Annotated in this window: 18 protein-coding genes; 11 read left to right on the top strand and 7 right to left on the bottom strand. The window is 67.0% G+C overall.

The window, feature by feature from the left end; all coding sequences use genetic code 11:
- Positions 1-140 precede the first annotated feature (140 nt).
- Entirely contained in the window at positions 141-1,352 is a 1,212-nt protein-coding gene (locus ACYRGX_RS01365) for a YeeE/YedE family protein (RefSeq protein WP_473054825.1), read from the top strand.
- Positions 1,353-1,454: 102 nt separating this feature from the next.
- A complete protein-coding gene (locus ACYRGX_RS01360; RefSeq protein WP_473054824.1) occupies positions 1,455-2,651 on the top strand; it encodes a class I SAM-dependent rRNA methyltransferase in 1,197 nt (398 codons plus the stop codon).
- A gap of 185 nt (positions 2,652-2,836) precedes the next feature.
- Here the strand turns inward: ACYRGX_RS01360 and ACYRGX_RS01355 are convergent, their stop codons facing one another.
- Positions 2,837-3,727 carry a LysR family transcriptional regulator gene (locus ACYRGX_RS01355; protein WP_473054823.1) on the bottom strand — a complete coding sequence of 297 codons (891 nt, stop codon included), beginning with the start codon at positions 3,725-3,727 and terminating at the stop codon, positions 2,837-2,839.
- 114 nt (positions 3,728-3,841) lie between these two features.
- On the opposite strand from ACYRGX_RS01355, the gene ACYRGX_RS01350 reads away from it, so the two are divergent.
- Complete coding sequence (locus ACYRGX_RS01350) at positions 3,842-4,723, top strand: SDR family oxidoreductase (protein ID WP_473054822.1); 882 nt, start codon at positions 3,842-3,844, stop codon at positions 4,721-4,723.
- A gap of 132 nt (positions 4,724-4,855) precedes the next feature.
- Here the strand turns inward: ACYRGX_RS01350 and ACYRGX_RS01345 are convergent, their stop codons facing one another.
- Both ACYRGX_RS01345 and ACYRGX_RS01340 read right to left on the bottom strand, forming a co-directional pair.
- A complete protein-coding gene (locus ACYRGX_RS01345) occupies positions 4,856-5,191 on the bottom strand; it encodes a putative quinol monooxygenase (RefSeq protein WP_473054821.1) in 336 nt (111 codons plus the stop codon).
- An 11-nt stretch (positions 5,192-5,202) separates the two neighbouring features.
- On the bottom strand, positions 5,203-6,219 hold the full coding sequence (locus ACYRGX_RS01340) for an NADP-dependent oxidoreductase (protein WP_473054820.1): 1,017 nt from the start codon (positions 6,217-6,219) through the stop codon (positions 5,203-5,205).
- Positions 6,220-6,307: 88 nt separating this feature from the next.
- Between ACYRGX_RS01340 and ACYRGX_RS01335 the strand changes: the two genes are divergently transcribed.
- Positions 6,308-7,222 (top strand): LysR family transcriptional regulator, encoded by a 915-nt coding sequence (locus ACYRGX_RS01335; RefSeq protein ID WP_473054819.1) that lies wholly within the window; start codon positions 6,308-6,310, stop codon positions 7,220-7,222.
- On the opposite strand, the gene ACYRGX_RS01330 is transcribed toward ACYRGX_RS01335, so the two are convergent.
- The 3 genes from ACYRGX_RS01330 to mtgA all read right to left on the bottom strand — a co-directional run bounded on the left by ACYRGX_RS01330 (position 7,217) and on the right by mtgA (position 10,406).
- Entirely contained in the window at positions 7,217-7,612 is a 396-nt protein-coding gene (locus tag ACYRGX_RS01330) for a winged helix-turn-helix transcriptional regulator (protein ID WP_473054818.1), read from the bottom strand. The two genes, ACYRGX_RS01335 and ACYRGX_RS01330, sit on opposite strands and share 6 nt — an antisense overlap.
- 679 nt (positions 7,613-8,291) lie before the next feature.
- Entirely contained in the window at positions 8,292-9,407 is a 1,116-nt protein-coding gene (locus ACYRGX_RS01325; RefSeq protein ID WP_473054817.1) for an NADH:flavin oxidoreductase, read from the bottom strand.
- Between the two features lie 300 nt (positions 9,408-9,707).
- Positions 9,708-10,406, bottom strand: coding sequence for a monofunctional biosynthetic peptidoglycan transglycosylase (mtgA, locus tag ACYRGX_RS01320; protein WP_473054816.1), 699 nt, complete (start codon positions 10,404-10,406; stop codon positions 9,708-9,710).
- 123 nt (positions 10,407-10,529) lie between these two features.
- Here mtgA and ACYRGX_RS01315 point away from each other — a divergent pair, with 123 nt between their 5' ends.
- The 7 genes from ACYRGX_RS01315 (at position 10,530) to ACYRGX_RS01285 (ending at position 14,857) form a co-directional block, all read left to right on the top strand.
- On the top strand, positions 10,530-10,904 hold the full coding sequence (locus tag ACYRGX_RS01315; protein WP_473054815.1) for a DUF423 domain-containing protein: 375 nt from the start codon (positions 10,530-10,532) through the stop codon (positions 10,902-10,904).
- A 90-nt stretch (positions 10,905-10,994) separates the two neighbouring features.
- Positions 10,995-11,195: a sulfur carrier protein ThiS gene (gene thiS / locus ACYRGX_RS01310; protein WP_473056611.1), complete on the top strand. Its 201-nt coding sequence runs from the start codon at positions 10,995-10,997 to the stop codon at positions 11,193-11,195.
- A gap of 20 nt (positions 11,196-11,215) precedes the next feature.
- Positions 11,216-12,010, top strand: a complete 795-nt coding sequence (locus ACYRGX_RS01305) for a thiazole synthase (protein WP_473054814.1) — start codon at positions 11,216-11,218, stop codon at positions 12,008-12,010.
- Positions 12,011-12,112: 102 nt separating this feature from the next.
- Positions 12,113-12,784: a tRNA (guanosine(46)-N7)-methyltransferase TrmB gene (gene trmB, locus ACYRGX_RS01300; RefSeq protein WP_473056610.1), complete on the top strand. Its 672-nt coding sequence runs from the start codon at positions 12,113-12,115 to the stop codon at positions 12,782-12,784.
- A gap of 228 nt (positions 12,785-13,012) precedes the next feature.
- Positions 13,013-13,537 carry a DUF3455 domain-containing protein gene (locus ACYRGX_RS01295; protein ID WP_473054813.1) on the top strand — a complete coding sequence of 175 codons (525 nt, stop codon included), beginning with the start codon at positions 13,013-13,015 and terminating at the stop codon, positions 13,535-13,537.
- Between the two features lie 112 nt (positions 13,538-13,649).
- Positions 13,650-14,189: a sigma-70 family RNA polymerase sigma factor gene (locus ACYRGX_RS01290; RefSeq protein WP_473054812.1), complete on the top strand. Its 540-nt coding sequence runs from the start codon at positions 13,650-13,652 to the stop codon at positions 14,187-14,189.
- Complete coding sequence (locus tag ACYRGX_RS01285; RefSeq protein WP_473054811.1) at positions 14,186-14,857, top strand: anti-sigma factor; 672 nt, start codon at positions 14,186-14,188, stop codon at positions 14,855-14,857. Before ACYRGX_RS01290 ends, ACYRGX_RS01285 begins: the two co-directional genes overlap by 4 nt.
- Before the next feature lie 158 nt (positions 14,858-15,015).
- Here ACYRGX_RS01285 and ACYRGX_RS01280 read toward each other — a convergent pair whose 3' ends face one another.
- On the bottom strand, positions 15,016-15,441 hold the full coding sequence (locus ACYRGX_RS01280) for a TIGR02444 family protein (RefSeq protein WP_473054810.1): 426 nt from the start codon (positions 15,439-15,441) through the stop codon (positions 15,016-15,018).
- Between the last annotated feature and the right edge of the window lie 48 nt (positions 15,442-15,489).

Raw genomic sequence — 15,489 nt, 5'->3', positions numbered from 1 at the left:
ATCGCAGTTTAGCGACATGCGTCGGTAAGGGTATAGCCGATGGGCGCATCACCTTCGGAATAAGCGATTCCGCGAAATTATTGGTCTGTAGTTCGTCGAGCGCATAGGCTTGCGCGGCGTTTCACTGACCGGAGTTCTCCATGTCCCTTTCCCTGCGCGCTGCGCCCCTTGGCTCAGGCCGCGCCACCCCTGGGTTCGCCGCTGCCTTGACACTGCTCGCGGCGCTGGCGCTGCAACAGCTGGCAGGGGGGCGCCAGGCCCTGCTCTTCCTGGTCGGCGCGGCCCTCGGCCTGGTGCTCTACCACGCCGCGTTCGGCTTCACCTCCGCCTGGCGCGTGTTCATCCGCGATCGACGCGGCGCCGGCCTGCGCGCGCAGATGGTGATGCTGGCGCTGGCGGTGCTGCTGTTCTTCCCGGCATTGTCCGCCGGCAGTCTGTTCGGCACCCCGGTGCGCGGCCTGGTGGCGCCGGCCGGCACCTCGGTGGTGATCGGTGCGTTCCTCTTCGGCGTGGGCATGCAACTGGGCGGCGGCTGCGCCTCCGGCACCCTGTTCACCGTCGGCGGCGGCAACGCGCGGATGCTGGTGACGCTGCTGTTCTTCATCGTCGGCGGCACCCTGGCGACCCATCACCTGCACTGGTGGGCGGCCCTGCCGAGCCTGCCGCCGACCTCGCTGGTGAGCCTGGGCCTGCTGCCGGGGCTGGCGATCAGCCTAGCCCTGTTCGCCGCCATCGCCTGGCTGAGCATCCAACTGGAACGCCGTCGTCACGGTTCGTTGGAACGCCCCGAGGCGAGCTCCTGCGAGGGGCTCGGGCGTCTGCTGCGCGGCCCCTGGCCGCTGGTCTGGGGCGCCGTGGCACTGGCCGTGCTGAACTTCGCCACCCTGGCCCTGGCCGGGCGTCCCTGGGGCATCACCTCGGCCTTTGCCCTGTGGGGGGCGAAGACCCTCCAGGGCTTCGGCGTGGACGTCAGCGCCTGGCCGTTCTGGCAGCAGGCGGGTAACGCCAAGGCGCTCGCCGCGCCGGTCTGGGCCGACATCACCTCGGTGATGGACATCGGCATCATGCTCGGCGCGTTGCTCGCCGCGGGGCTCGCCGGGCGCTTCGCGCCCAACCTGAACATCCCGGCACGTTCGCTGGTGGCCGCGGTGATTGGCGGTGTGCTGCTGGGCTACGGTTCGCGCCTGGCCTTCGGTTGCAACATCGGCGCGTACTTCAGCGGCATCGCCTCCGGCAGTCTGCACGGCTGGCTTTGGCTGGTCGCGGCTTTCGTCGGCAACGGCGTCGGCGTGCGCCTGCGGCCGTTCTTCTTCCCCGGCGAGCGCCAGGAAGTCCGCCTCAACGCCTGCTAAACGACGGGCGGCCCGTTCGCGCCCCGGCGCACGGAGCGCTGCCCCGGGCGGGGGCGACGGGGCTTGCGTTATAATCGCCGGCCCTTTTTCCGGAGTCGCTCCATGTCCCTTCCCTCCTTGCGTCTGAAAGCCAACACCGAACGCCGCCTGCGCGGCGGTCACCTGTGGGTCTACAGCAACGAGGTGGACGTGGCTGCCACGCCGCTGACGCTGTTCGCCGCAGGCGACCAGGCCCTCTTGGAAACCTCCGCCGGCAAGCCGCTGGGCGTGGTGGCGCTGTCGCCGAACAACCTGATCTGCGCGCGCCTGGTGTCCCGCGATGTACGCCACGTGCTCGACAAGTCGCTGCTGGTACACCGCATCAAGGTCGCCCTGAGCCTGCGCGAGCGGCTCTTCGATACCCCGCATTACCGCCTGGTGTATGGCGACTCCGACCTGCTGCCAGGCCTGGTGGTGGACCGCTTCGGCGACTACCTGGTGGTGCAACTGGCCTCGGCGACCATGGAGCGCCTGCGCGATGACGTGCTCGCCGCACTGCTGCAGGTGCTCAAGCCGGCCGGCGTGCTGTGGAAGAACGACTCCTCCGCGCGCGACGCCGAGGGCCTCGAGCGCTACGTTGCCGACGCCTATGGTCAGGTGCCGGACTGGCTGGCGCTGGAAGAGAACGGCGTGGCCTTCGAGGCGCCGGTGCGCGAAGGACAGAAGACCGGCTGGTTCTACGACCACCGCATGAACCGCGCGCGCCTGGCGCCCTACGTGAAGGGCAAGCGCGTGCTCGACCTGTTCAGCTACGTCGGTGGCTGGGGCGTGCAGGCGGCGGTCTACGGCGCCAGCGAAGTCATGTGCGTGGACGCGTCGAGCTTCGCCCTCGACGGCGTCGAGCGCAACGCCGCGCTCAACGGCGTGGCCGAGCGCATGGCCTGCGTCGAGGGCGACGTGTTCGCCGCGATGAAGGAACTCAAGGCCGCCGAGGAGCGCTTCGACGTGGTCATCGCCGACCCGCCGGCGTTCATCAAGCGCCGCAAGGATCTGAAGAACGGCGAGGCCGCCTACCGCCGCCTCAACGAACAGGCCATGCGCCTGCTCAACCGCGACGGCATCCTGGTCAGCGCTTCCTGCTCGATGCACCTGCCCGAGGATGACCTGCAGAACATCCTGCTGCAGAGCGCGCGGCACCTGGACCGCAATATCCAGCTGCTCGAGCGTGGCGCCCAGGGCCCGGACCACCCGGTGCACCCGGCGATCGCCGAGACGCGCTACATCAAGAGCCTGACCTGCCGCGTGCTGCCCAACGAGTAAGCGATGCAGTCCCGCCACTGGCGGGCTGCACCCGAGGGTGGATGACGGTTTGCTCGTCCACCCTAGGGCTGTGCGGAGAGGGTGGTTTCCCTCGAGGCCGTATCGGTCGCCGTCCGGGCTGCCCAACGACGCCCAGGCTGGGTAGTGAGCGCGGGCGCGTGAAAAGCCTCCGGCGCTGGCGAGGCCTACTGCAGATCGAGATACCTCCCAAGCTCCTCGGGCTCGCCTGTGGGAAAGGCCTGTCTGAGAAAGTCGAGGAAGGCTGACACGCGGGCATTGAGAAGTCGGCGGGTCGGATAGAGCGCCCATAATGCGATGTCGGTATCCGGCACGTCGGCCCAGTGCGCGAGACGTCCCTCCGCGATATCGCGGCCGACGAACGAGATGGGCAGCCGGGCCACCCCGGCGCCCGCACGCACGGCATCGCGGATCATCACCAGCGACGAAAGACGTAGCACTGGCGCGATCTGCATTCTCGACGTGCCGTGCCCGTCGGTGATCGTCCAGCTATCGCCGCGCTCGCTATTGCGGACGATCGCAGGGACGGGGGCGTCATTCGGGCGTGCCAAGGTGGGGTGGGCAACCACCACCAGTCGATCCCGCAGAAAGGGGCGCCCAACCAGCGTTTCGTCCGGATCGGGGTTCACCCGGATGGCCAGATCGAAGCCTTCCTCGATCATGTCGACGGCGCGGTCCTCGGTCGTGACCTCCAGCCTGACCTCGGGATAGCGCAGGGAGAACTCGCCTGCGATCCGACCCATCGCGGTTTGCGAGAAAAGAAGCGGCGCGCTGATCCGCATGCCGCCGCGGACCTGAGTGCCGCCCGAGGCAATCGCAGCGGCGGTTTCTTCCAGTTCCGTAAGCAGCGCGCCGGCGCGCTCGTACAAGGCGCGTCCTTCTTCGGTCAGTTTCACATCGCGCGCGCCGCGTTCGAACAGCCGCAGATCGAGCGCGGCTTCCAGTTCGGCGACCCGCCGCGATAGCGTCGCCTTCGGCCGTCCGGTCGCGCGCGACGCTCTGCCGAACCCGCCATGGCGGGCGACGAGGGTGAAATCGGCGAGTGCGAGCAGGTCCATAACGGCTCCTTAAACCGTCTCGTCAGTGAGACGATGCGTCTATATATAGCAGCTATTCGACGTCCGGTGGATCACTTATCTTGGCCTTCCCCATCAAGCCAAGGAGTACTCACCATGACCATCCTCGTTACCGGCGCTACGGGCCGCATCGGCCGCCACCTCGTCGACCAACTCGTCGCGCGCGATGCAAAGGTCCGCGTCCTCACCCGCGACCCAGGCAAAACCAGATTCCCTGCTGGCGTCGACGTCGTGAAGGGCGACCTGCTCGACATTGACAGCGTCCGTGCGGCATTTGCCGGCGTCAGCACCTTGTTCCTGCTCAATGCCGTCGCCGGGGATGAATTCACCCAGGCGATCATCACCCTCAATCTCGCTCGCGAAGCCGGGGTCGACAATGTCGTCTATCTGTCGGTGTTCGAGGCTGACGAGGCGGTCAACGTCCCGCACTTCGCGGTCAAATACGGCGCCGAGCGGATGCTCGAAAAGATGGGCTTCGCTGCGACGATCCTGCGCCCGACCTATTTCATCGACAACGAAGCGATGGTGAAGGACGTGATCGCCGGCCATGGCGTCTATCCGATGCCGATCGGCGACAAGGGCGTGGCCATGGTCGACACTCGCGACATTGCCGAGATCGCGGCGATCGAACTGGTTCGTCGCGAGCGCTCCGCCGAGAAGCTGCCGAGCCAGACGATCAACATCGTCGGTCCCGATCTACTGACCGGCAGCGGGATTGCGGCGATCTGGTCCGATATTCTCGGCCGGCCGATTGCCTATGCCGGCGATGATCCCAGCGGGTTCGAGCAGAATATGGGCAACTTTATGCCGCGCTGGATGGCCTACGAGATGCGCCTGATGGCCGAGCGCTATGTCAGCCACGGCATGATCCCGCAGCCCGGCGATGCCGATCGCCTCACCGCAATGCTCGGGCGTTCGCTGTACAGCTACCGCGAGACCGCCGAGCGCCTCGCCGCCCAGCCATCAAGCGTGGCCTGAGCGATTGCCAGGGCTTCAGCGGAGATCGCCATGCTTACCTCGACCACCACGCCTCGCGTGAACGCCGTGGGCGAACCTCCGCTGATCCGGGCGCAAGCCGCGGACGTACGATTCCCGGTTGGGCCTGCCTGCTCAGTCGGGCGGAGTTCGATCGAGGGGACTGCTCATGGCGTCCTCAAGACCGCGCTCATGGGTTACATCGTAGACACGCACGTCACCGCGAAGATGTTCCGACCAGCGCGATACGAACGCCGCTGTCGTCTCGGCGCCCAGATGCGCGGCAAGTGCGTTCTCGTTGCTCCACCGCTCCGCGACCAGCAGCAGTCCCCTGGCGGCATCAAGGACGGCAGTGTCGTACGAGAGGCACCCGTCGCGCTGTCGGGTTATCGCGGAAAGGTCCGCGAAATCGTCGACGAAGCGCGGCAACTCGGCCGGCGGCACCCACAGCGTTCCGCTAACGATCAGCATGCCAGCCATCGTCAGGCGGCCGTCAGGATGATCTTGCCCTGCACGCCGCCCTTCATGGCGAGCGCATGGGCGTCCGCCGCGTCTGCAAGCGCGAAGCGGCTGTCGATAACAACCCGGATCGTTCCGTCGTCGAGCAGGCGTCCCGCCTCGGCGAGTTGCTGGCCGTTCGATCGGACCTGTGTGGACGATACGGTGATGCCGCGCCGCCGCGCTTCCTCATGGCCGGCAAAGCCGAGTGGATTCACCAGAAACAGCGCGCCGCCCGGCTTGAGGATGCCGAGCAAGCGTTCCATGTCCGCGCCGCCCACGGCGTCCACCACCAGATCGGCATCCTGGATCACCGTCTCTGCGGCCTCTCGCCGATAGTCGATGAAGCGATCGACACCCAGTTCGCGCAACAGCGACTCGTTCTTGCCCGATGCGACACCGACGACATGCGCACCTCGCCATTTGGCAAGCTGGACGAGCAGGTGGCCGACGCCGCCAGCGGCACCGTTCACTACCACCGTCTTGCCGTTGAGCGGGACCGGCACATGGGGCGAGGGCTGGAAAGGATTGGGTGCGTCGTGCCCGACCTCGATTAGGAATTGCCAAGCCGTCAGCAGCGACATGGGGGCAGCACTGGCATGGGCATGATCGACGCCGCCGGGCTTGAGCGCGAGTTCGTCGGCGGCCACCGTGACATACTCGGCATAGGCTCCGCTGCCCGTCATCAGATCCGCGGGGAAGCGCACCATCGCGAACACCGCATCGCCGACCGCGAACTGTGTCACGTCGTCGGCAACCGCCGCGACGACGCCTGAAATGTCGGTGCCGATGATGAGCGGAAACGCCGCTTCGGGCCGCCATTCCGGCGGCAGCGCGCGATAACCGTCTCGTAGATAGAGGTCGGGCGGATTGAGCCCCGCTGCGTGGACACGGACCAGCACTTCGCCGGGTCCGATCACCGGGCGCGGCGCGGCTTCATATCGCAGCACCTCGGGTCCGCCGAATTCGTGCAATCGCACGGCCATCATCGTGTCGCTCATCATCAACTCCTGGGGGATCGTTTGCGACACCACGCTATCATCGGGCCCATAGGTTGATAATAAGGGCGTATGACGCTTCAATCATTCCATGACGGAACAAATATCGCTTGACCGGCTGACCGGCCTCATCGCCTTTGCGCGCTCGGGAACCCTCGGTAGCTACAGCGCCGCGGCGCGGTCGCTGTCGGTTTCGCCGTCGGCGATCAGCAAAAGCATCCAGCGGCTTGAAAAGCAGTTGGGCGTCCCGCTGTTCACGCGCACCACGCGGTCGCTGACGCTGACCCCGGAGGGGCGGGAACTGCATGAGCGGGCGGTTCGGCTGTTGCGCGACGCGGACGAGATCGCGCAGGTTGCGGCATCGGTACGCTCGGAACCGTCCGGGTCCTTGCGCATTGCCGCCTCGCTCCCGATCGGGATCCATGTGATCGCGCCCGCGCTGCCTGCCTTTCGTCGGCGCTACCCCGGACTTTCGATCGACCTGCGGCTGAGCGACACCTTCGTCAATATCGTCGAGGAAGGCATCGATATCGCCGTCCGGATTGGCGACCTTGCCGATTCACGCCTGCTTTCCCGCACGCTTGCCCCGCTGCGCTTCTGCTGCTTCGCCGCCCCTTCCTATCTGGCGGAGCGCGGTACGCCGAAGCACCCCGACGATCTGGCCGATCACGACACGGTGAGCCTGCGCTATCAGAGTACCGGCCAGCCTATGCACTGGCCCTTCCGTATCGGCGGCAAGACGACCGAGATCGTGCCGCCTTCGACACTGACGACCGATACCAGCGAGGCGCTGATTGCCATGCTTGCCGCCGGTGCGGGCATTGGCATGGGTACGGCATTCGTCACGGCACCCTATGTCGCGCGCGGCGAACTCGTGCCGGTGCTGAGCGAATTCGCGGTGAATCGGAGCCGCGTCACCGCGATCTGGCCCGAAAGCCGGCGTAACAACCCTGCCGTGCGCGCCGCGCTCGAGATGCTGCGCGATGCCTTTGACGATCGATCATGATACGGCTGTCTGGTCCAGCGCTTCGGCCTTCGCGTCGTCATAGGCAGTTTGTGCGCGCTGCATCGCGGGACCGTTGGCCAGCGACCAGTTGTAGAGCGCTGCAAAGGGTTCGCGCAGCGAGCAGCCAAGGTCGGTGATGGTGTATTCGACGCCGATCGGCTGTGTCGGCAGGACCTTCCGACTGACAAGGCCGTTGCGCTCCAGACGCTTCAAGGCTTCGGACAGGGCCTTGTGCGTGATGCCGTCGAGACGCCGCTTCAGGTCGTTGAATCGCGCGGGATTCGTGCAAAGCACGCTGAGGATCAGCACCGTCCACTTGTTGGCGATGTGTTCGAGGATCGGTCGCGTCGCCGCGACGTCTAGCGGCAGTTCGAGTGCATCGTTCGACATAGGGTATGTGCCTCGCTAAGGGGGACTTTCCAGTGCTGGATATAGGCGTTATACCCGGCCGTCGTCCCCAGGACGTGAGAACGTACGAGCCTATTATCCTGGGAAAGCACAGCCATTGGTCGATGTGGCAGACCTGGCGGTGCTCATCGACTTCGTTGCCCTAGGGCCTGTTCCCGCTTCATTCACGGCCGCGCCGGCGCCTGTTTTGGCGCGAGACAAGGCGCGAGTCGCAGGACTTACCGGGGTAAGTTCAAGACGAGTAACGCCGTATCGCGGCAAAACAGGCACCGGCCCGCAGGGTTGTGCCAGAAATGGCCTGCGCTGTCGTTGCAGGACTTGCCAAGGGAATAACCATTGGCGGCGTCCTGCGCCTAACCGCAGGCCATTTCTGGCGACAACGCGGCTCGCGAATGAAACGGGAACAGGCCCTAGCTGTGCTGCAGATACAGCATTCGAGCGGTAGGGACGTCGTTGATGGCCCGCATCATCGATGCGCCTTCCGCGAGTGGGGGCGCTGCAGTGTCATCGTGATCCACGATCCGAGGAGCAAGGCTGCCTCGGATCGGCCCCGGCGCTTGGGTCGTTCCCGCGAGCACGCGCTCATCGCCGGTGCCGATGAGCGTTAAAGCCCGTGATGTGCGCTGTTCCTTGAGCTGCCTTCAGCGATGCATCCGGGGCTCTACGCCAGGTGAGCGAGTGCCGATGCGTCAAAGTCTTTCAGACCGCTGACATCACCGATGCGAACCTTCTCTGCCCACGTCGGATCAGCAATCAGCGCGCGCCCTACCGCGATCAGATCGAACTCGTCACGCTCCATCCGCTCGACCAGTTTGTCGAGCTTGGCCGTAGACGAGCCCTCGCCGGCGAACGCACCCATAAAGTCTCCCGTCAGCCCGACCGAGCCGACGCTGATGGTGGCCGCCCCGGTTAGCTTCTTGGCCCACCCGGCGAAGTTCAGGCCCTGCTCGCCGTCGATCTCCGGAAACTCCGCCTCCCAGAATCGCCGCTGCGAACAGTGCAGTACGTCGACGCCCGCCTCGACGAGCGGAACCAGCCAGTCCGCCATGAGCTCCGGCGTTTCCGCGAGCCGCGTGGTGAAGTCCTGCACCTTCCACTGGCTGAGGCGCAGGATGATCGGAAAGTCGGGGCCGACGCTCGCCCTAACGGCCGCGACGACCTCGGCGGCGAAGCGCGAGCGCTCGCCAATCGTGGCACCCCCATAGCGGTCGCTCCGCCGGTTGGTGGCAGCCCAGAAGAACTGGTCGAGCAAATAGCCGTGCGCTCCGTGCAGCTCGAGGGTGTCGAAGCCAAGGCGCTTCGCGTCGCTTGCGGCGCGGGCAAAGGCCGCGATGGTGTCGGCGATATCGCCATCGCTCATGGCGACCCCACGCTCGATGTCCGCAGCCTCCAGCCCGGAAGGGCTCTCGACCGGCGAATCCGGGACCCATTCCGTCAGAAAGCTTTTCAAGGCGCCGGTGTGCCAGAGCTGGGGGCCCATTCTGGCGCCGCCCTGATGCACGGAATCAATGACGCCTTTCCAACCCTCCAGTGCCTGGGCGCCGTGAAAGAAAGGCACATCCGGATCATTCCGCGACGCCGGTCGGTCGATCACCGTTCCTTCGGACAGTATGAGACCGACGCCGCCCTCGGAACGCCGCCGATAATAGGCGGCATGCGCAGGCCCCGGAATGCCGGCAGGTGCAAAGCTGCGGGTCATGGGCGCCATCACGATGCGGTTCTTCAGCGTCAGGGTGCCTATCTGGAATGGACGAAATAGCACGTCGGTAGCAGTCATCAGCAGATACCTCCTTAGGAAAACTTGAAGGTATACAGACTGCACCAGGTTGCAAGAACGCACCTGTAGTTGCGTAGATATAGGCAGGTAAACCGCCCCGGCGTGTCAGCGGGGCGTCAAAGCGACCGCGCACGGCAAGCCCGCCGGCTGGCTCGACCATCTGCAAGGAGGACCGGGGTGTAGGCCGCCGCGGTGGCGTGTGACTTGATCGCTTCCAGGCCCCTGCCTGGGAGCGCAGCGCCGGACGCCGCGCTGCATGGGTTGCGGCGTGCCCTCGGGGGATTGGGACTGTACCCTCGATTACGGCTGCAGTTGCTTCAGGTAACCGGCTCCGCCCAACTGCCGGCTCTGCTGGCGAATCCAGGCGGCGCGACGGGCGACGTAGGCGCTGGGCCGGCTGGCGCTCCAGCCCAACGGGTTGGGCAGGACGGCGGCGAGCAGAGAGGCCTCGCGGGTGCTGAGTTGGTCGGCGTCGACGCCGAAATGGTGTTTCGCCGCGGCCTGCGCGCCGAACACGCCGGGGCCCCACTCGGCACTGTTGAGGTAGACCTCGAGAATCCGCTGCTTCGACCACAGCCCCTCGATCAACAGGGTGAACCATGCCTCCAGGCCCTTGCGCAACCAACTGCGTCCGGACCAGAGGAACAGGTTCTTCGCCACCTGCTGGGACAAGGTGCTGGCGCCGCGCAGGCTGCCGCCCTCGGCGTTGTGCTCCAGGGCCGCACGAATCGCCGCGATGTCGAAGCCCCAGTGCTCGGCGAAATGCTGATCCTCACCGGCGATCACCGCGATCTTCAGACTGTCGGGCAACTGCTCCCAGGGCCGCCATTGGCGTTGCAGGTCGATCGGCTTGCCGGCGGTCCAGGACTCGATCTTGCGCTCGACCATCAACGCCGTGCCCGGTGGCGGCACCCAGCGCATGACGAGTACCGGCAGGGCGCTGGCCAGGGCGCAGATCAGCAGGATTTTCAGCAGGCGGCGGGAGAGGGATCGCAGCATCGCGGGCGTGGGGTCCTGGTCGGGCGTGGCGGAGTGTCGCGTTGCAGGGCCGATCCACGGATTGGGCATTGGCCGCTACTCGGCCATTATAACGACCGTCTCGTCCCTGTCCGGAGTTGGACCATGTTGCGCCCCTTCGTTTCGCTCGCCGCTTTCTTCGGTTTCACCGGTGTCGCCCTCGGCGCCTTCGCCGCCCACGGGCTCAAGGCCCGGCTGAGTCCCGAGCACCTGGCGGTGTTCCAGACCGGCGTGCATTACCAGATGCTCCACGCCCTGGCGCTGCTGCTGGTGGCCCTGCTGGCGCAGCAGCTGTCGCCGCGCCTGCTGCGTCTGGCCGGGCGCTTCTTTATCGCGGGCATCCTGCTGTTCTCCGGCAGCCTCTATGCGCTGACCCTGGTGGGCCTGGGCAAGCTGGGGCTGATCACCCCGCTGGGTGGTGTCTGCTTCCTCGCCGGCTGGCTGTGCCTGGGCCTGGCCGGCTGGCGCGCGCGCGGCTGATGCCATTCGCCCGGGCGGCGCCGGGCAACCTTGGTCGTCTGCCAGGATCGGGCTAGAATGCGTCCCCCTTACGCACGCGACCTTCTTGCCATGCACATCCAGTTGAACGGCGAACCCTACGAGCTGCCCGCCGGCCAGTCGGTCGCCGACCTGCTCGAACGCCTGCAGCTGGGCGGCCGCCGGGTGGCCGTCGAGCTCAACCTGGACATCGTCCCGCGCAGCCAGCACGCGGCCACCGCCCTTGCCGAGGGCGACCGGGTCGAAGTCGTCCATGCCATCGGTGGCGGCTAGTCGTCGCCAGGAGTTCCGCCATGAGTAGCCTTCCGCAAGACAAACCCTTCGTCCTCGCCGGACGCACCTACAGCTCGCGCCTGCTGATCGGCACCGGCAAGTACAAGGACCTGGACGAGACCCGCGAGGCCATCGAGGCGTCCGGCGCCGAGATCGTCACCGTTGCCGTGCGCCGCACCAACATCGGCCAGAACCCGGGCGAGCCGAACCTGCTCGACGTGATTCCGCCGTCGCGCTACACCATCCTGCCGAACACCGCCGGGTGCTTCGACGCCGCCGAGGCCGTGCGTACCTGCCGCCTGGCTCGCGAGCTGCTCGACGGCCACAAGCTGGTGAAGCTGGAAGTGCTGGCCGACCAGAAGACCCTCTTCCCCAACGTCATCGAGACCCTCAAGGCCGCCGAGACGCTGGTCGCCGACGGTTTCGACGTGATGGTCTACACCAGCGACGATCCGATCATCGCCCGTCAGCTCGCCGAAATCGGCTGCATCGCGGTGATGCCGCTGGCCGGTCTGATCGGCACCGGGCTGGGCATCTGCAACCCGTACAACCTGCGCATCATCCTCGAGGAATCGAAGGTGCCGGTGCTGGTCGACGCCGGTGTCGGCACCGCCTCGGACGCCACCATCGCCATGGAACTGGGCTGCGAGGCGGTGCTGATGAACAGCGCCATCGCCCATGCCCAGCAGCCGGTGCTGATGGCCCAGGCGATGAAGCACGCCATCGAGGCCGGCCGTTTGGCCTATCTCGCCGGACGCATGCCGAAGAAACTCTACGCCAGCGCGTCTTCGCCCCTGGAAGGCCTGGTTCGCTAACTCCCTTTCGCGTCCCCGACGAGCCCCGCTTCGGCGGGGCTCGTGCGTCTCAGAGGAATCGCCATGAGCGACGAAACCCCCATCGAAACCGGCGCGCCGCGCATGCGCACCATCAAGAGCTTCGTGATGCGTGCCGGACGCGTCACCGAAGGCCAGCAACGGGGCCTGGACCAGGGCTGGCCGCGCTTCGGGCTGGAACTGGCCGACGGGCCGCAGGACTTCGACGCGGTGTTCGGGCGCAGCGCGCCGCGCACCTTCGAGATCGGCTTCGGCATGGGCCACTCCACCCTGGAAATGGCCGCTGCGGCGCCCGAGCAGGATTTCATCGGCGTCGAGGTGCATAAGCCGGGCGTCGGTGCCTTGCTCTCCGGTGCGCTGGCCCAGGAACTGACCAACCTGCGCGTGTACAGCTGCGATGCCCTGGAGGTGCTGCGCGATTGCGTCGCCGACGCCAGCCTCGATCGTGTGCTGCTGTTCTTCCCCGATCCCTGGCACAAGAGCCGTCACCACAAGCGACGCATCGTCCAGCCAGCCTTCGCCGAGTTGGTGCGGCGCAAGCTGAAGATCGGCGGCGTGCTGCACATGGCCACCGACTGGGCGCCTTATGCCGAGCACATGCTCGAGGTGATGAGCGTCGCACCCGGCTACCGCAACCAGGCCGCCGACGGCACTTACGTGCCGCGTCCCGAGGAGCGCCCGGTGACCAAGTTCGAGAAGCGCGGCGAGCGCCTGGGCCATGGCGTCTGGGACCTGAAGTTCGAGCGTATCGACTGATCCTGCCGTCGACGGTGGACAAGCCGCCGTATTGGGTCGATGCTGGCTCCAGGCGGTATGCGATTACCGGCCTGCCTGGGCCACCCCCGGCCGCTCTTCGGAGCGGCTTTTTATTGCCCGCGGGGCCCCTGAAACATCCTGTTGCACCCCGCGGTGCATCCATTTTCTCCGCCCACGCGTAGTGGTCATGACGGTGCCACTCGGGTACCGGCCCAAGGAGAATGGATCATGACCGCATCGCGCTATTTGCTCGCCGTGTCCCTGCTGTCCGCCGCCGTGGCGACCCAGGCCGCCCACCACGAAGAACCTGAAGCGATCCGCGTGCCGGAGGGCAACACCCTGGCACTGGAAACCGTCGGCAAGGGCAAGATCACCTACGAATGCCGTGAGAAGAAAGACATGCCCGGGCAGGTCGAGTGGGTCTTCGCCGGTCCCGATGCGGTGCTCTCCAGCCGCGATGGCAAGGCCCTTGGCCGCTACTACGGCCCGCCGGCCACCTGGGAATCCAGCGACGGCTCCAAGGTCACCGGAACCCAGGTTGCCACGGCGCCGGCCGGGGCCGGCAACATCCCCTTCCAACTGGTGAAGGCCAATCCGGCGATGGGGCAGGGCGCGATGACGGGCATCACCTACATCCAGCGTACCGGGCTCAAGGGCGGCGCCGCGCCGGCTATGGGCTGCGACACGGCCAGCGTCGGCAAGAAGACGGTGGTCGACTATCAGGCCGACTACCTGTTCTGGAAGGCCAGCTGAGATGAGCGCGAGCGGGGTGCGGCCGTCCGCGCTTCGCCTCGCTTCGCGTGGTACGGCCCGGCTGAGGCCGACTAGACTGTGGAACGCAGCCGCCGCACAAGGAACCCGCTCCGTGCCGCTTCCCCCCGAAGAATTCGATTACGCGCAGGCGCTATCCGCCTGCGCCAGCGGAGACCGCAGCGCCCTGCAGCGGCTCTACGAGCAGGAAAGCCCGCGCCTGCTGGGCATGTTGCTGCGCCTGGTGCGCGACCGCGGCCTGGCCGAGGACCTGCTGCACGACGCCTGGATGCGCCTCTGGCAGCAGGCCGCGCGCTTCGACCCGGCGCGCGGCTCGGCCCGCGGCTGGATCTACACGCTGACTCGCAACCTGGCCTTGAGCGCCCTGCGCAATGGGCTGCGCGAGCGACATGGCGAGTTGCAGGACTGGCCGGAAGAAGTCGCGGAAGAAGACAGCAGCGACCGGCCGCTGGATGGCGAACGTATTGAACACTGTCTACAGGGGCTCGACCCGCAGCGCCGGGCCTGCCTGCTGCACGCCTACCTGGACGGCTACAGCCACGCGCAGATAGCCGCCCGCATGGACACGCCGCTGGGTACCGTGAAGGCTTGGATCAAGCGCAGCCTGACGGCGCTGCGGGAGTGTCTGGGATGAACCGGGACCTCGAGGAACTGGCCGGTGAGTACGTGCTGGGCACGCTCGACGAGGCCCAGCGGCAAGACGTCGAACGGCGCCTGCCGCAGGACCCGGAGTTGCAACGCGCGGTGCGCGACTGGCAGGAGCAGTTGCTGCCACTGCAGCAGCGCACCGCACCACAGCCACCTTCGGCACTGCTCTGGTGGCGTATCCAGCGCAGCCTGGATAGCCTGACGCCGGCGCTCAGGCCTGCCCGCCTGGGGCTCTGGCGCGGAATGGCCGGCCTGGGGCTGGCCGCCTCGTTGCTGCTCGCCGTGATGCTGGTGCTGCGCCCGGCACAGGAGCCGCCGCGCTTCCTGGTGGTACTGGTGGCACCGGACGACCGCGCGCCCGGCTGGGTCGTACAGGCCGGTAATCGCCAGCAACTGCAATTGATCCCGCTGGGCGAGGCGAGCATCCCGGCGGATCGCTCGCTGCAGTTCTGGACCAAGGCCGACGGCTGGTCCGGGCCGGTGTCACTGGGGCTGGTCGAGCCCGGCGAACGGTTGGAAGTGGACCTGCAACGGCTGCCGCCACTGCAGCCCAACCAGTTGTTCGAGCTGACCCTGGAAGCCCGTGGTGGCTCGACCGTCGGCAGACCGACCGGGCCGATCCAGTTCATTGGCCGGGCGGTGCAGGTGCTCTGATCGACGGGCTTGGTGCGCGGTGTTGTCCCCTCTCCCCCGGCCCCTCTCCCGCAAGGGGCGAGGGGAGCAAAGCGGTGCCTGCCGTCGCCGAACACTCCCTCTCCCCTCGCGGGAGCGGGCCGGGGAGAGGGGGGCAGCCACGCCTCAGCGTAATCTGCTCAGCCCATCAGCACCGCCTCGCCCTGTGCATCCAGCGCCCGCAACCAGTCGTCGGCGTCCGTAGCGTCCGCCGGCCAATCCTGCGCCAGCGACTGCAGGCGTTCGAGCTGCACGCGTTCGGCGCGCAGTTCCAGGGAGGCCAGCTGGTGGCGTAGTTCGCCCAGGGCGTCGTCCTCGGCGGCTGCGCTTTTCCAGGCGCGGCGCAATTCGCGCAGCGGCTGCACGACCTGAGCCTGCCAGGGCGCCGACAGCGCCTGCAGGGCGTCGAGCCGCGCTGGCGTGCAGGCCACGCCGCGGCGCTGCAGCCAGACACCAGCGAGCAGCAGGCACACGTCGCTGCCGGCGTCCTGCAGGCGCAGGCAGGCCGTCTGCACGCCGGGGCGGGTGTAGAAGTCCAGGGCGAAATCCCAAAGGCTGGTGGTCATCGTCTTTCCAGAGGTGGCGAGCGGGGCGAACTGATAAACTCCGCCGCC

This window comes from Pseudomonas sp. R4-15, assembly GCF_055768815.1.
This window is presented reverse-complemented; position numbering and strand designations above follow the sequence as displayed.

Coding starts and splice junctions, on each gene's coding strand:
- ACYRGX_RS01365 (WP_473054825.1), top strand. CDS start 141: ATGTCCCTTTCCCTGCGCGCTGCGCCCCTTGGCTCAGGCCGCGCCACC.
- ACYRGX_RS01360 (WP_473054824.1), top strand. CDS start 1,455: ATGTCCCTTCCCTCCTTGCGTCTGAAAGCCAACACCGAACGCCGCCTG.
- ACYRGX_RS01355 (WP_473054823.1), bottom strand. CDS start 3,727: ATGGACCTGCTCGCACTCGCCGATTTCACCCTCGTCGCCCGCCATGGC.
- ACYRGX_RS01350 (WP_473054822.1), top strand. CDS start 3,842: ATGACCATCCTCGTTACCGGCGCTACGGGCCGCATCGGCCGCCACCTC.
- ACYRGX_RS01345 (WP_473054821.1), bottom strand. CDS start 5,191: ATGCTGATCGTTAGCGGAACGCTGTGGGTGCCGCCGGCCGAGTTGCCG.
- ACYRGX_RS01340 (WP_473054820.1), bottom strand. CDS start 6,219: ATGAGCGACACGATGATGGCCGTGCGATTGCACGAATTCGGCGGACCC.
- ACYRGX_RS01335 (WP_473054819.1), top strand. CDS start 6,308: ATGACGGAACAAATATCGCTTGACCGGCTGACCGGCCTCATCGCCTTT.
- ACYRGX_RS01330 (WP_473054818.1), bottom strand. CDS start 7,612: ATGTCGAACGATGCACTCGAACTGCCGCTAGACGTCGCGGCGACGCGA.
- ACYRGX_RS01325 (WP_473054817.1), bottom strand. CDS start 9,407: ATGACTGCTACCGACGTGCTATTTCGTCCATTCCAGATAGGCACCCTG.
- mtgA (WP_473054816.1), bottom strand. CDS start 10,406: ATGCTGCGATCCCTCTCCCGCCGCCTGCTGAAAATCCTGCTGATCTGC.
- ACYRGX_RS01315 (WP_473054815.1), top strand. CDS start 10,530: ATGTTGCGCCCCTTCGTTTCGCTCGCCGCTTTCTTCGGTTTCACCGGT.
- thiS (WP_473056611.1), top strand. CDS start 10,995: ATGCACATCCAGTTGAACGGCGAACCCTACGAGCTGCCCGCCGGCCAG.
- ACYRGX_RS01305 (WP_473054814.1), top strand. CDS start 11,216: ATGAGTAGCCTTCCGCAAGACAAACCCTTCGTCCTCGCCGGACGCACC.
- trmB (WP_473056610.1), top strand. CDS start 12,113: ATGCGCACCATCAAGAGCTTCGTGATGCGTGCCGGACGCGTCACCGAA.
- ACYRGX_RS01295 (WP_473054813.1), top strand. CDS start 13,013: ATGACCGCATCGCGCTATTTGCTCGCCGTGTCCCTGCTGTCCGCCGCC.
- ACYRGX_RS01285 (WP_473054811.1), top strand. CDS start 14,186: ATGAACCGGGACCTCGAGGAACTGGCCGGTGAGTACGTGCTGGGCACG.
- ACYRGX_RS01280 (WP_473054810.1), bottom strand. CDS start 15,441: ATGACCACCAGCCTTTGGGATTTCGCCCTGGACTTCTACACCCGCCCC.